The organism is Micromonospora sp. MW-13, from assembly GCF_003434305.1.
In the GTDB taxonomy this organism is placed as follows: domain Bacteria; phylum Actinomycetota; class Actinomycetes; order Mycobacteriales; family Micromonosporaceae; genus Micromonospora.
In genome coordinates this window covers 1-12,319 of the sequence record NZ_QKKX01000087.1, presented here as the reverse complement: position 1 = coordinate 12,319, position 12,319 = coordinate 1, and the positions used below count along the sequence as shown (strand labels likewise).

Here is a 12,319-nt window from a genome sequence, read left to right as displayed (position 1 = left end):
CAACTGTGTCCGGCCTGATCAACAAAAGCCGATGCCCGGCCGGAGGCATGTGCGGACACCCGATCGCTGTTGTGCCGGTCGCGGTGGGCCACGGTGATGTGAACGGCATGGGCGTAACTGATCATTGAGCGGTGCTGAACCCTGCCGCGCCGCCGGCCGACGCTGGTGCGTTCTCGTTGGCCGTACCGCCGCTGTTTTCCGCGCTGGCTTCGGCGCGGAGCATCCTCATCGCTGGAGCGGGCGGGGGGTTCGACGTGTACGCCGGCCTGCCCTTGGCGTTCGCCCTGTGGCGCGGCGGCGCGCAGGTGCATCTGGCCAGCCTGTCCTTCTCCGAGCTCCGCACCACGCGCCCACCGGGTGGCATGTTCAGCCCCGCCGCCCCGCCGCCCCGACGGCCGTCGCAGACGATTCACAGCGGCTGACGTTCGTCCTGGATCAGCAGTGAATATGCACGTGCAGTAGCACCGCGTCGGGTGGCAGCTCCATCAGATAGAGGTCCGTGAAGTGCAGGTAGTCACGGCGAAGTCGTAGGTTGTCGAGCTGGCCAGCAAGGCCCGGTGCGCTGCTGCCCATTAGATCGGGGTCGAGCCACTCACCTGAGAGCGTCAGCAGGCCGTCGGTCGCCAGCGCCTCGCGAGCGCGCAGAGCCATGAAATCGACCCGAGCCAGGCCGAACGAGACGACGGGATCGTCACCCCAGTTAGGGATCCGCTGGAACGGCGCGGTGGTAAAGCCGTATCTGTTCGCCACGGCCGCGAGAAGCGGTTGCGAGTGATAGGCCTGCCATGCCTCGCGCCCGAAGTAGTCGTGGGGTTCCGCCGAACTCTCAACGAAGTGGACAAGGGGGCGCGCCGGTGGAAAGGCGGCCGTCATCTGCTGCCACTCGTCCCACTCTCGACCGGCGGCCTCGGCGGCCGCAGTGCGGACAGCCCCCAGATCGAGCAGCGCCCGCGGCCCACCGTCACAGTAACCCGGGCCTGTGTCCTCGGACGAGTCGCCGCGCACCAGCCGCAGATCGTCCTCATACCCGCCCACGACGGGGATCCTCGCGGACCAACCGATCCGGTAGCGGTCCCACCGCCCACCCCACTCATCGTCCGGGTCCTGCGGGGCATCCCGGTCGTACGGCCGCATCGCCGCGGCCAGGGCGACGTCGATCTCGCGGCGGTCCACCGGATCGAGACACACCGTAATGATCTCCCAAGCCATGCTGCTTCCCCTACGCCTGAGGACCCGCCGCCGGGCAGGTGGCGCCATCATTCGGCGTCCTGAGTTGATCACTGAACATGCCGCCGACCCTACTGGTCGTGGCAGCGGCGGTAGCCGCCAGCTGTGCCGTCACGCACGGGTACGAGCCCAGGGTCCCGGCAAAGTCGTGAGGGGTGTCTGGGTTGAGGTGGTTGGCGTATCGCTGAGCTGGTCGAGCAGAGGTGCGAAGCGGGTGATCTCGTTGGTCTTGCCGTCGACGTCGGTACTGGCCAGCACCACACCCGTGGCCTGGTCGGCGGCGGCGAAGACGTGCCGGGCGACCGTATCGCTGGTGCGGGAGCCACGCAACGTCTTGCCATCCACGGCGATCACCCGGCGTGTTCCCGCCTTCGGCGCGGGAACCCGCGCGCCGAGCCAGGCACCGATCACCGCGGCCAGCCGATCGGGGTCCAGGGCCTGCAACAGCCTGCGGATCATGGCCTCTGACGGCCGCCGGCCGGGGTCGATCCCGAGCACAGCCGCGGTGTCAGCAGGTAGATCAGCGACCCACTCACCGATCGCCGCGTACGAGCGGTAGCCAGCGACGACCGCGCACACCGCCGCCGCGACCACGGTTCCCAACGCATGCCGGACTCCACGCCGGGCACGTGGATCGGGCAGGGAACCCAACGCGGTGAGCAGGCCGGCAGCCGAGGCCACGGCAGACGAGCCGGGCGGTGCGGTCGACAACGATGAGATCAGCGATGATGGCAGCGCGGGCATGGCTCACTTCAGATAGATCAACAGGCCTCGAGAACCTTGATGATCTTCTGGAACGGCCATGCCCGCCCTGCTGCCCACACCAAGGGCGCGTCTACGCCAACCACCTCAACCCAGACACCCCTCACGACTTTGCCGGGACCCTGCCTACGCCCCGCACGCATAGCGGCAGATCCGGATGCCGCGCGACTTCCCCGGGAGCCTCGAGATCGGCGCGCCGATCTTGATAGCGTCCAGTCGTGACTGATGATCGTGCGATCGTTCGCCGATTCGAGCCCTATGCGGATCATCTGGCCTTCGTCATCACGGACACGGAAGCGACCGAGGACATCTTCGACGGAGATACCTGGGACAAGGCCGATGACGCCTGGCGCATCGCTGTAGAGCGCCACTGCATCGTCGTGGGAACGGCCCGCTACGACTACGTACCGGTGACGCTGGCGCTCTCAGACACGCCTCCTGCGATTGGATCTCTCGATGCCTTCGACCATGTCGTCGAAGCGGACATAGCGCTCCCATCCGGGAAGATGGCGGTGACCGGCGCCACCGAGCTTCCGGACGAGGTTGAACCCGTGCCACTGCCGGCAGGTCGCTACCGGGTTCGGGTCGTCTACGCGCAGACGGACCATCGGCCGGCGAGGTGCAATCTGGAAGACGCCGGGGACCACCTGGAGTACCAACTCACGATGTGGCCGACCGACGCGGACCGCGGCGTACACGTCCTAAAGCAGGGCGTTTCTCCTTGGGCGTATTGACAAGCACGAACAGAAAAGGCGGCGGCACCGTCCGATGCCGCGGCTTGCGCGGCGTCTCGATCCCGCCGGCCCAGACTTTCGCTCATCGGCACGACCACGCGGTCAGCGGCAGATCCGCGCACTCACCTCGGACCCGTACGGTCGGCGTCACGTCAATGTGGCAGCCTTGGTGGGGCGGGCAGGTTCAGCACCAAGCAGGATTCAGTCGGGTCGTCAGTGAGCTCGTAGAACCTGCTCAAGCCGCTGTTCGAGTCGGCTGCGAGCGAGGTCGTCATCGATGTCCAGCCCGGAGTCACGCCATGGCTGGACGACTTTCGCTGGGTCCGGCAGGTAGCCGACAATGTCCATGACGTTCCAGTACCGGAACTCATCCTCGTCGTGACGGCCATCTGCCCGGCGACGGTACGCGTTCGTGAATCTGGCCCCAGCCTCAACGCCGTGCAACATGGCCAAATAGGTCGCGGCATGTGCCACGTCTAGGGTCGCCGGTCCCCACGACGTCTCGACCCAGTCCACTACGCCGCTGATACGCCCTTGCGACCACAGCACATTTCCCAGATGAAAGTCTCGGTGCAGGAACGTACCGGCATAGGCCGGCACGGGTTGTTCCAGCAGCTCGAACGCCTGATGCCATAGCTGTAGCCGCTGCGCCCACGGCGGCATGACTCGTTTTCCCGGCGCCGCCCACGACTGGTACTGCCGTGGCCTGTTCCGCCCAGGCGCGAATTGATGGATGCCTACGAGAACCTGCGCCATTGCCTCCAGAATGCCGTCCGCGGCAGAGGTCAAGCACAGACGCCCGGGCAACCAGGACATCAGGTGTGCCGGTGCCCCGGCGGTCTCCCCGGACAAATCGAGTGCGATACTTCGAGGCACTGGGATCGATGACCGTTGCAGTTGCTGCTGGACAGCCGCCTCTCTGCAAAGCAGTCCGGCAGCGTGTCGGCGCCACGGCTCCTTCGTCATCAGCCGGAGTACAGCCTGTTCGCCGTCGTCTCCGGTCAGGCCCAGCATGGTGGACGTCCAACCACCCGTGAGACGCCGCACCCTGGTGATCCGACGCCGCCAAGTCGACTCAACCCAGCGAATCTCAACCTCGGTCGCACTGCCCACAAGTACCACCCTGTCATCGGCAGGTCCGGACGTCGGCTCCATGCGCTTGACATGACGCTCCGTAACGCGCGGATCGCGGCATGAGCGTGCACCAGATCGGAACGACTGCCTGGACGTCAGAGGTGACCTCGGCTGCCTTTCCATAGATAGAGGTCCCGCAGCAGGGATATCTCGGCGCCGTGGTGAATGACCTCGCGGTGGACGTGCAGGATGAGCTTCGCGATCGGTGCATCCGCGTACTCTGGCGGTGAGATGGCGCCTTGCGGCTGAGCTAATCCGGCTGCGCCGAGGTGGCGGACATCGCGGATCCACGCATCGTGCCCGTCGTCGAGCTGGCGCAGTGCTGCCTCTGCGGTGCCCGGGTAGGCGACGGCCCGGTGACCGGCAAGCGAGCCATCGAAGTGGGGTGCGGTCGGTGGCCCGAACACGTCAACGAGGTGCGCCAGCCGCCAGGCGATCGTGGTGACCGGCGCGCGGTCGTGTGGCGGGCTGGCGTAGTCCAAGGTGAATTCGCCTGCGCCGATCGAGGTCGGCGCAGAACTCTGCCCGCGCCGGCTGAGGGTCCAGGAGCCCGGGACCGGCTGCCAGAAGTACTCGTCATCGGTCAGCCCGTCCAGCCGTGGCCGAAGCTGATGCTGCCAGTGCCACTCAAGTTGATCGACCAACTCCGCGTTCCAGTCCACATCCACGGTGCGACAGTAGATTGACCGGCGACCCGATCAAACCTACGACGAGACCGTCAGGGCCCGAAGCAACCTACAAGGCGGCACTTCCCGCTCCAGACCAGTAGCGGACAGCCGCGACGAGCGGATTGCGGCAGATCCGGGTACCGGCGGGGCGGGCGCGGCAGAATGCGAAATCGGTTCTGGCCGTCGCGGGTGATCCGCTGCCGGTACAGGTAGCCAGGTCACGGCGGACGCCGGGCACCCCGGGCGGGGGCCGATGAACCGCATCCGCGACGGGTCACATGCCGAAACGGGCAGCCCGCCTCGCCCTCTCTGGTAGCGACGCGCTGATCTCGGCGGCGAAGTCGAGGAACTCACAATGCCCGGGCAGGGCCTGTCAGACCGACTTGTCTGGTACGTCCGACGGCTGGTCAGGTCACTGAAGGTCCTTGTTCGCACGCTTCGATCGCGGCGCGCACATTGTCGTCGGTGGTGTCGAATTTTCGTAATAGCGGTAACAGCGATGGGTCTTTGAGGTGCGCTGCTGCCTCGAAGATCAGGGTGCCCACGGTCGGCTGCGCCAGCAACTCGGCGACAAGTGGACGCACGTCGGCGTCCAGGCGGCGGGCCAGCGCCACCACGGCCTCGTCTCGAGCGTCGAGGTAAGAGTCGCTGGTCCGCGCCCACAGTGCCCGCCGTACGGCTTCGGAATCGGCGTCGGTCTGGGTACCCAGCCCGAACGTCGCCCAGTCACGGACTTGAGGTTCCGAGTCGGCACTCAGGGCGATCAAGGCCGCTACACCGGATACCTCGGGCGGATCGCCCATGACCATCGGCAAATCGCCCGCGACCTGGCCTCGCACCTCGGCGTCGGGATGGGCTGCCAACGCCGTCAGTACGGGCAGGCCACGCGCGTCCTGCGCGCCACCGAGCGCCCGGACGATGCCGACGAGAACGTCAGAGTCATGCTCGTGCTTATATGCGTCGATCGCCAGATCGGCGACGTTCACACGCACATGCTCGTCGCCCACCTGGGCCGCGACGGCAAGCAACTGGCACGCGACGCCACGAACGTCGGTCTCCTCAGCGGAAAGATGACGGCGAGCCAGATCCACGGCGGCCTGCGTGTCTGGTCGGACGATCCGTAACAGTCGTTCGTCGACCGCGTCACCATCGTAGGGTTCAGTCCGCCAGGCGAGTAAAGTCAGGCGAAACTGCTCGTCGGCCTGCGTCATCACGGAAAGATACTGGCATAGCGCCGCAGGGAGCCGCGCCAAGTTTCCTACGCGGCGGTTGCCAGACCAAGCGGTTCGCACAATGCCACAGTGACGGAACGCATCCGCCATGGTCACGGGTTGTGAGTGGGCCGGAGGGGATTTGAACCCCCGGTGGGGCATGGCACGCCAGCGGCCCCGCAACACCTTCGAGTCGCCCGTGCGTGCCCGGCGTACGACTCTGAGTGCTGCAATAACCCGGCTCTGCCACCGGTCCAGACCCAGTATCGGTGTCATCCGGCTACCCGAGCAGCTGGGTTTCCGAGCGGCGTCCGAGCCCGATGTCAGCGGCAGATCCGTGCGTTCCTCACCGTCACCTTGCCGGCCCTCCGGGCCGTTGATGGTCTCGGAGGCTCGACGAGGCTGCGTAGCACCGGATGGGGTACGGCTCCGAGTCGCGATCTCCTACCGGCCGGTGGCACCGTCGATAAGCTCTCGCAGGATGTCGGCGTGACCGGCATGCCGGATGGTCTCGCTCGTCATGTGGGCGAGCACCCAGCGAAGCGTACGAGGCGCGTCACCGACCGGCTGCGCGGTGAGGACGTCGGCGCCAGCGGCTGCGATGATGTGAGCGTCGCTGTCGGCGATCGCAGCCCGGTAGCCGGCGATGATCTGATCCGGGGACCGGTCCGACTCGACCACCATGTCGAAGTCGACCTCGGCATAGCGCGGGTCGCCGGCGAACGTGTAGCCGAACCAGTACCGTTCGGCGTCGGTCAGGTGCTGGACCAGGCCCAGCAGTGTGGTGTCGGAGACGACCAGGCGGCGCCGCAGCTGCTCCTCGTTCAGCCCGGCGACCTTCTTCAGCACACATGATCGAGCGAAGGACAGAAAGGCGAGGGTGGTGTCGAGCTCGCCACCGTCGCTGCGCGGCACGGCTTCGCGTTGGGATTCGATCATGCCCCGACCTTACGTGCTTGTCATCCGGGCGAGGCAGGCGCGGACATCATCCGAGCGGCACCCACCAGACGCCCGCTCATCGGCACGAGCGTGCGGCGCGACCCGTCGGGCGACGGTGAGAGAACCTAGCGCCCGGTCGGCGGCATGAGAGTAAGGCTGATCTTGGCTGGATTGATGTCGGCCGGAGTTGTCGTATCCGGGCCCCGTTGTTCGTAGCCACGGTGAGCGGCCGCCCACGAGGGCGCGGTCACGACCACAGGAGATGCCGACCGATGCAGCACCCACTGTCCAAGATCCACCGCATGTTCGAGCTCGTCGAGCCGATCGCCACCGTCACTTTCTCCGAGGTGCCGAACGAGGCGTTCCTGGCCCTCGGCATGCGCAACTACTGGGACGGATACTTCGCGGGCCGGGCCGCACCGCTGGGGATGGCACCGGCCGAGGTGGTGCACGCGGTCTTCTACAACTTCGCCGACGGCGAGGTGGCGCGCCACATCCCGTGGGTCTGGGGGAAGACCACCCCGCAGGAGGCGATCGCGGTCCGTGAGCGGGGCAGCGCCGCCGCGCTGCGGCAGCTGATCGGGCAGCTCGCCGAGTCGCCCGCTCTGGTGCGGGTCGCCGACCTCGCCACACGGGCAGCGGTCAGCGCGCCGACCGAGGGCCGTGCGCTGTACGCCGGGCTGCGCCCGCTTCGAACGCGGCAAACTCGTCGAACGGCCCACCACCGAGCCGATCACGACCGACGCCGCAGCCGCCTGACCAGATTTCTCATCCACAAGTCTTGACTATTGCTCCCCAAAAGCATGTCTCGTAACTCGGTGAAGGCCTTGCCGGTCAACGGTGCCGGTGTCACCCGAGCAGGATGATGTTGTGGAGATGGGCGATGCCGGAAGCGGTGTCGGCCAATGTGCTCGCGGCACGCCGGTAATCGCGCAGGATCTTGAAGGTCTTCATGCGGGCCAGGGCGTGTTCGACCTGCGCCCGGACCTTGCGGTGCTGCTTGTTCAGGTCTTTCTTCCAGTCGGGTAGTTCGCTGCCGTCGGTGGGTTTGCGGTACGGGATGATCACGTCGGGGTTGCCGCGGTAGGCGCCGTCGGCCATGACCGGCCGTCCGGCCAGCTTCTTGTCGACACCTGAGCTGCGGTAGGCGATGGTGTCGTTGCGGTTGCCGGGCTGCGGGTCACCCAGGGCCACGACCAGGCGGGTGTGGGCGTCGATGGCGACCTGCAGGTTCGTGGAGTAGCGGTAGTTCTTGCTCGGCGCGGCCAGTCGGTGGTCTCGGGTCGGGATCAGGGTGCCATCGACGATGGCGATCTGGTCGACTCGTCGTCGGCGTCCCGGGGCCAGGGCGAGCAGGGGGCCGAGGGCGTCGATGACCCGGTGGGCGGCGGAGTGCGACACCCCGAACAGCGGACCGATCTGCCGCATGGTCAGGTTTGTACGCCAGTACGCGGCCACCAGCAGCACCCGGTCGGCGAGGTTGAGGGACCACTGCCGGCCCGGCCGCCCGTCAGCGATCGCGTCCCCGCCGCGTTCGGCGACCAGTCTGACCAGCCTGCGGAACTGGGCGAGCTGCAGCCCGGTGAACGGGAAGATCCACTCCGGGCGCGCCGCCGTGATCACCTGCACCACAACATGATCCACCATGGACCCGCCACCGAGTTACGAGACATTCCTAAGGCAGCCCGACACGGTGTTCCCGGCGGGTGGGCGGCCGGCACGGGTCCATGACGGCGTCCTGGAACCCGATGCGCACGATCGGCGGCAAATCCGTGTACGTAGCCTTGTTGGCGGGCCTAACCGATTGAGTGGGCGTTCTGTCACGCCTGCTGGAGTCGGACACCGAATCGTCGAGACGCCGTCCGGAAGGCGGCGGGTTCGTGAATGGTGAAGTCCACGTCGAGGAAGGCCAGGTTCAACAGGAGCCACTGCCATGAGTCGGATCTGAGGACGGCGCGGGTTCGATGCGGTGCGATGGGCTCAAGTTCGACGTCCTGGTACTTCAGAGAGTCCGCCACCGCGGTCATGGGAGCGTCAACAGTCAGAACGACGCGGTGTTGGTGCTTGTTGAGTCCCTCGCGGAGGTACTGAATGCCGGTGTCGGCGGGCAGTGGGCGGGGGCTGAAGGCTCGGCCGGTGTTTCGCAGGTTGGTGATGCGGTCGGTACGGAAGACGCGCCAGTCGCGCTTGCGGGTGTCCCAGGCCAGCAGGTACCAGCGCAGGTGCTGGTGGATCTGGCGGTGCGGTTCGACTTTGCGTGCCGTGGTAGGTCTGGTCGCGCCGGCGTAGTCGAAGGTGACGAGGTGTTGGTGGTGAATTGCGTCGGCGAGGGCGCTCAACGTTCCGGCGCTGATGCTCGGAGCCAGGGTCTGTGTGGTTTCGAGGCTGGCGCGGAGGGCCGCTGCTCGGGCGCGGAGACGCTTGGGTAGGTACTGGTCGACCTTGCCGTAGGCGCGCGTCGCCGCATCGTCGAGGCTTCCCTCGCTGGCGCTGCCGATCGAGGCGAGGGTGGCCAGTCCCAGGAGGGCCGCGATGGCTTCGTCGTCCTCTAGGAGAAGTGGGGGCATGGCGCCGCCGGCGGAGAGCCGGTAGTAGCCGCCTGGTCCCGGCTGGGTCTCGACGGGGTAGCCGTAGCCGCGGAGACGATCGACGTCCCGGCGTAGCGTGCGCGGGCTGACGTGGAGGCGGGCCGCGAGTTCTTCGCCGGTGAACGCCCGACCCGTCTGCAGCGCCGCCAGCAGGGCGAGGACTCGTTGGGTGACGTCGGCCATGGGCACATTATCCGCCGAATCGCGGACATTTTCTGACCGGATCTGCTCGTAGTGTCGTGCGTATGTCACAGCGCAAGATCGAAATCTGGGGAGCCCGGACCAACAACCTGAAGTCCCTCGACGTCGAAGTGGCACGCGGGCAGTTGGTGGTGTTCGTGGGGGTGTCCGGGTCGGGCAAGTCGTCGTTGGTGTTCGACACGATCGCCGCTGAGGCCGGCTACCAGCTCAGTGAAACCTTTCCGCCATTCGTCCGCAACCGGCTGCCGAAGTGGGCGCGGCCCGAGGTCGAGCAGATCGACGGTCTCTCGCCGGTGGTGGTAATCGACCAGCGACGCATCGGCGGGAACGCACGATCCACGGTCGGTACGATCACCGATGCATGGACCTACCTCAGGCTCCTGTTCTCCCGCCTGAGCACGCCGCAGGTCGGTGAGTCCAACCACTTCTCTTTCAACGATCCCGCCGGCATGTGCACGACATGCTCCGGCCTCGGTGAAGTCGTCGTCAGTGCCGTTGACCGCTTTCTCGATCTGGACAAGTCGCTGAAAGACGGCGCCATCCTGCTGCCCGGCTTCGGCAACGGCGGCTACTGGTACTCCCAGTACGCCGACATCGGCACATTCGACGCTGACACACCCTTGCGCGACTGGACCCAAACCGAACGCGACGCGCTGTTGTTCGGCGGCGAACACGCCGCACGCCTCGGCACCAAATTTCCGAAGGGCTACGAGGGTGTCGTCGAACGGTTCGAACGGATCTACCTGCAGACCTCTGACAATCTGTCTGACCGCAAGCGAGAAACCCTTGCCCGATTCACCCGCTCCACCGTATGCCCGGACTGCAACGGTGATCGGCTCAACGAGGCCAGCCGCACGGCCAGCGTGCTCGGCTTCACCATTGGCGAGATGGCGCGCCTAGAGATCAACAAACTCGTCGAACTGGTGACGACGGTGACCGACGCGAACGTGGCGCCGGTCGTGGCCGCACTGAAGGCAAGGCTGGACGCCCTGATCACCATCGGGCTGGGATACCTCCACCTCGGCCGCGCCACAACGACCCTGTCCGGTGGCGAGGCACAGCGCATCAAGACCGTCAAGCACCTGGGTAGCAGCCTGGTCGAGATGCTCTACATCTTCGACGAGCCCACCGTCGGCCTCCACCCGCACGATGTCGCGTCCATGACGAGACTGCTCCAGCAGCTGCGGGACAAGGGCAACAGCGTCCTTGTCGTCGAGCACGACCCCGCAGTCATGGCCGATGCCGACCAGATCATCGAAATCGGGCCAGGAGCGGGCGACCAGGGCGGCACACTCGTCTTCCAGGGCACATTCGCGCAGCTGCGCCAAGCCGACACCCCGACTGCGGCCGAACTATCGCGGCATCGCCCCATCAAAGATCGTCCACGAACACCACGCGGGAGCATCACCGTCACCAACGCCACCCGCAACAACCTCAGGAACCTGACCGTGAACATCCCCACCGAGGTCATGACCGTGCTCACCGGCGTCGCGGGCTCGGGAAAATCCAGCCTCGCCACCGAACTCGCCGCCCGCCACCAAGCCATCATGATCGACCAGAAACCGGTCACCACTAACCGTCGCTCAACCCCGATCACGTACACCGGCATCGCCACACCCATCCGGAAGCTGTTCGCACGCCGCAACAACGTTCCAGCCAGCTTGTTCAGTGCCAACTCCGACGGCGCCTGTCCCGACTGTAATGGCCTCGGCGTCATCTACACCGACCTCGCCTTCATGGAGAGCCAGGAAACGGTCTGCGAAACCTGCCAGGGACGACGCTTCACTCCTGACGTTCTGCGGCACACGGTCGACGGACTGTCCATCGCCGATGTCGACGAACTCACTATCACTGATGCCATCCACCGGCTCCCCGATCCGGCAATCACGAAGGCCCTGCGCCACCTCGACGACGTCGGCCTTGGTTACCTGAGACTCGGCCAGCCTCTGACAACGCTCTCCGGCGGCGAATGTCAACGCGTCAAGATCGCCAAGGAGCTCGGCGACCCGACCAGCCCGACGCTCTACATCCTCGACGAACCCACCACCGGCCTCCACCTTCGCGACATCGACATCCTGCTGCGCGCGCTCGACAACCTCGTGGACCACGGCAACACCGTCGTCGTCATCGAGCACAATCTTGACGTCATACGACAAGCCGACTGGCTTATCGACCTTGGACCAGGAGCCGGCAGGCACGGCGGCCAGATCAGCTACCAAGGCCATGTCGCAGGCATCACCAACACCGCCACCGCGCAAGCGCTCAACGTCGCCACTCCAGCGTGAGTCGCGCTCATCTCGGCACGACAGCACCTTGGGACACCGGGCACCTCGGTTACGGTCCGTAGCGACCGGCCGGGGGTCTGTGGATCTAACGGTTCTGTCTCACATTCGGTGGCAGCAGAGAGTAGCGGCCCAGCCGGCTGGACGGCAACGCTGTCTAAATCTGTATTATCGGGGCAAAAAGCGTAGTGAATCCATGGTTGCAGCCTTCACACGAAACCGGCCAGCCCTGAAGTGCCGACGGCAGAGGCTCGTGCGCCACGCCTGCGACACCGCTACAGGATGTAACCACCGAATGTGAGACAGAGCCGTTAGATCCACAGACCCGAACCCCTTCCCGGGGCGCGTAATTTGGTGGAGGCGTTGCCCAGCGCCAAGCCGGCGGTCAGCCGGCGAGGATGATGTTGTGGAGGTTGGCGATGCCGGAAGCGGCGTCGGCCAATGTGTGGGCGGCGCGGCGGTAGTCACGCAGGATCTTGAAGCACTTCATCCTGGCCAGGGCGTGTTCGACGCCGGCGCGGACGGTCCGGTGTTCGGCGTTGAGGGCTTGTTTCCAGTCCGGCAGGTCGCTGC

At 66.2% G+C, this 12,319-nt stretch carries 12 protein-coding genes, 1 tRNA gene and 1 pseudogene; 4 read left to right on the top strand and 10 right to left on the bottom strand.

Translation table 11 applies throughout. From position 1 onward, the window contains the following. The first annotated feature begins 131 nt into the window (after positions 1 to 131). Positions 132 to 422, top strand: a complete 291-nt coding sequence (locus tag C5N14_RS30055; RefSeq protein WP_243640241.1) for a hypothetical protein — start codon at positions 132 to 134, stop codon at positions 420 to 422. Between the two features lie 13 nt (positions 423 to 435). On the opposite strand, the gene C5N14_RS30050 is transcribed toward C5N14_RS30055, so the two are convergent. Both C5N14_RS30050 and C5N14_RS30045 read right to left on the bottom strand, forming a co-directional pair. Then, positions 436 to 1,209: a hypothetical protein gene (locus tag C5N14_RS30050; protein ID WP_128763704.1), complete on the bottom strand. Its 774-nt coding sequence runs from the start codon at positions 1,207 to 1,209 to the stop codon at positions 436 to 438. Between the two features lie 129 nt (positions 1,210 to 1,338). Then, positions 1,339 to 1,971 carry a transposase family protein gene (locus C5N14_RS30045; RefSeq protein WP_243640240.1) on the bottom strand — a complete coding sequence of 211 codons (633 nt, stop codon included), beginning with the start codon at positions 1,969 to 1,971 and terminating at the stop codon, positions 1,339 to 1,341. A gap of 236 nt (positions 1,972 to 2,207) precedes the next feature. On the opposite strand from C5N14_RS30045, the gene C5N14_RS30040 reads away from it, so the two are divergent. Beyond that, a complete protein-coding gene (locus tag C5N14_RS30040) occupies positions 2,208 to 2,723 on the top strand; it encodes a hypothetical protein (protein ID WP_117673064.1) in 516 nt (171 codons plus the stop codon). A gap of 213 nt (positions 2,724 to 2,936) precedes the next feature. Here the strand turns inward: C5N14_RS30040 and C5N14_RS30035 are convergent, their stop codons facing one another. The 5 genes from C5N14_RS30035 to C5N14_RS30020 form a co-directional block, all read right to left on the bottom strand. Next, on the bottom strand, positions 2,937 to 3,878 hold the full coding sequence (locus C5N14_RS30035) for a phosphotransferase family protein (RefSeq protein ID WP_117673062.1): 942 nt from the start codon (positions 3,876 to 3,878) through the stop codon (positions 2,937 to 2,939). Between the two features lie 74 nt (positions 3,879 to 3,952). Continuing rightward, on the bottom strand, positions 3,953 to 4,525 hold the full coding sequence (locus C5N14_RS30030; RefSeq protein WP_207892941.1) for a DinB family protein: 573 nt from the start codon (positions 4,523 to 4,525) through the stop codon (positions 3,953 to 3,955). A 407-nt stretch (positions 4,526 to 4,932) separates the two neighbouring features. Next, positions 4,933 to 5,736, bottom strand: coding sequence for a HEAT repeat domain-containing protein (locus tag C5N14_RS30025; protein WP_128763703.1), 804 nt, complete (start codon positions 5,734 to 5,736; stop codon positions 4,933 to 4,935). Positions 5,737 to 5,863: 127 nt separating this feature from the next. Continuing rightward, positions 5,864 to 5,992 (bottom strand) — tRNA-OTHER (locus C5N14_RS32495). A 188-nt stretch (positions 5,993 to 6,180) separates the two neighbouring features. After that, complete coding sequence (locus C5N14_RS30020; RefSeq protein WP_117673056.1) at positions 6,181 to 6,675, bottom strand: DinB family protein; 495 nt, start codon at positions 6,673 to 6,675, stop codon at positions 6,181 to 6,183. Between the two features lie 272 nt (positions 6,676 to 6,947). On the opposite strand from C5N14_RS30020, the gene C5N14_RS30015 reads away from it, so the two are divergent. Further along, positions 6,948 to 7,460 (top strand): hypothetical protein, encoded by a 513-nt coding sequence (locus C5N14_RS30015; protein ID WP_243640237.1) that lies wholly within the window; start codon positions 6,948 to 6,950, stop codon positions 7,458 to 7,460. A gap of 64 nt (positions 7,461 to 7,524) precedes the next feature. Here the strand turns inward: C5N14_RS30015 and C5N14_RS30010 are convergent, their stop codons facing one another. Next, complete coding sequence (locus C5N14_RS30010) at positions 7,525 to 8,304, bottom strand: transposase family protein (RefSeq protein WP_117673067.1); 780 nt, start codon at positions 8,302 to 8,304, stop codon at positions 7,525 to 7,527. 191 nt (positions 8,305 to 8,495) lie between these two features. After that, the gene (locus C5N14_RS30005) at positions 8,496 to 9,446 is read right to left on the bottom strand and encodes a YafY family protein (RefSeq protein WP_117673054.1); all 951 of its coding nucleotides are present in this window, start codon (positions 9,444 to 9,446) and stop codon (positions 8,496 to 8,498) included. Positions 9,447 to 9,508: 62 nt separating this feature from the next. Between C5N14_RS30005 and C5N14_RS30000 the strand changes: the two genes are divergently transcribed. Further along, complete coding sequence (locus C5N14_RS30000; protein ID WP_117673052.1) at positions 9,509 to 11,749, top strand: excinuclease ABC subunit UvrA; 2,241 nt, start codon at positions 9,509 to 9,511, stop codon at positions 11,747 to 11,749. 382 nt (positions 11,750 to 12,131) lie between these two features. Here the strand turns inward: C5N14_RS30000 and C5N14_RS29995 are convergent. Then, a pseudogene (locus tag C5N14_RS29995) lies at positions 12,132 to 12,319 on the bottom strand (IS5/IS1182 family transposase); the annotation flags it as partial.

Excerpts from the sequence above, each read along its gene's own strand:
- C5N14_RS30050 (WP_128763704.1), bottom strand. The coding sequence starts at position 1,209 with ATGGCTTGGGAGATCATTACGGTGTGTCTCGATCCGGTGGACCGCCGC.
- C5N14_RS30045 (WP_243640240.1), bottom strand. The coding sequence starts at position 1,971 with ATGCCCGCGCTGCCATCATCGCTGATCTCATCGTTGTCGACCGCACCG.
- C5N14_RS30035 (WP_117673062.1), bottom strand. The coding sequence starts at position 3,878 with ATGGAGCCGACGTCCGGACCTGCCGATGACAGGGTGGTACTTGTGGGC.
- C5N14_RS30025 (WP_128763703.1), bottom strand. The coding sequence starts at position 5,736 with ATGACGCAGGCCGACGAGCAGTTTCGCCTGACTTTACTCGCCTGGCGG.
- C5N14_RS30020 (WP_117673056.1), bottom strand. The coding sequence starts at position 6,675 with ATGATCGAATCCCAACGCGAAGCCGTGCCGCGCAGCGACGGTGGCGAG.
- C5N14_RS30015 (WP_243640237.1), top strand. The coding sequence starts at position 6,948 with ATGCAGCACCCACTGTCCAAGATCCACCGCATGTTCGAGCTCGTCGAG.
- C5N14_RS30005 (WP_117673054.1), bottom strand. The coding sequence starts at position 9,446 with ATGGCCGACGTCACCCAACGAGTCCTCGCCCTGCTGGCGGCGCTGCAG.
- C5N14_RS30000 (WP_117673052.1), top strand. The coding sequence starts at position 9,509 with ATGTCACAGCGCAAGATCGAAATCTGGGGAGCCCGGACCAACAACCTG.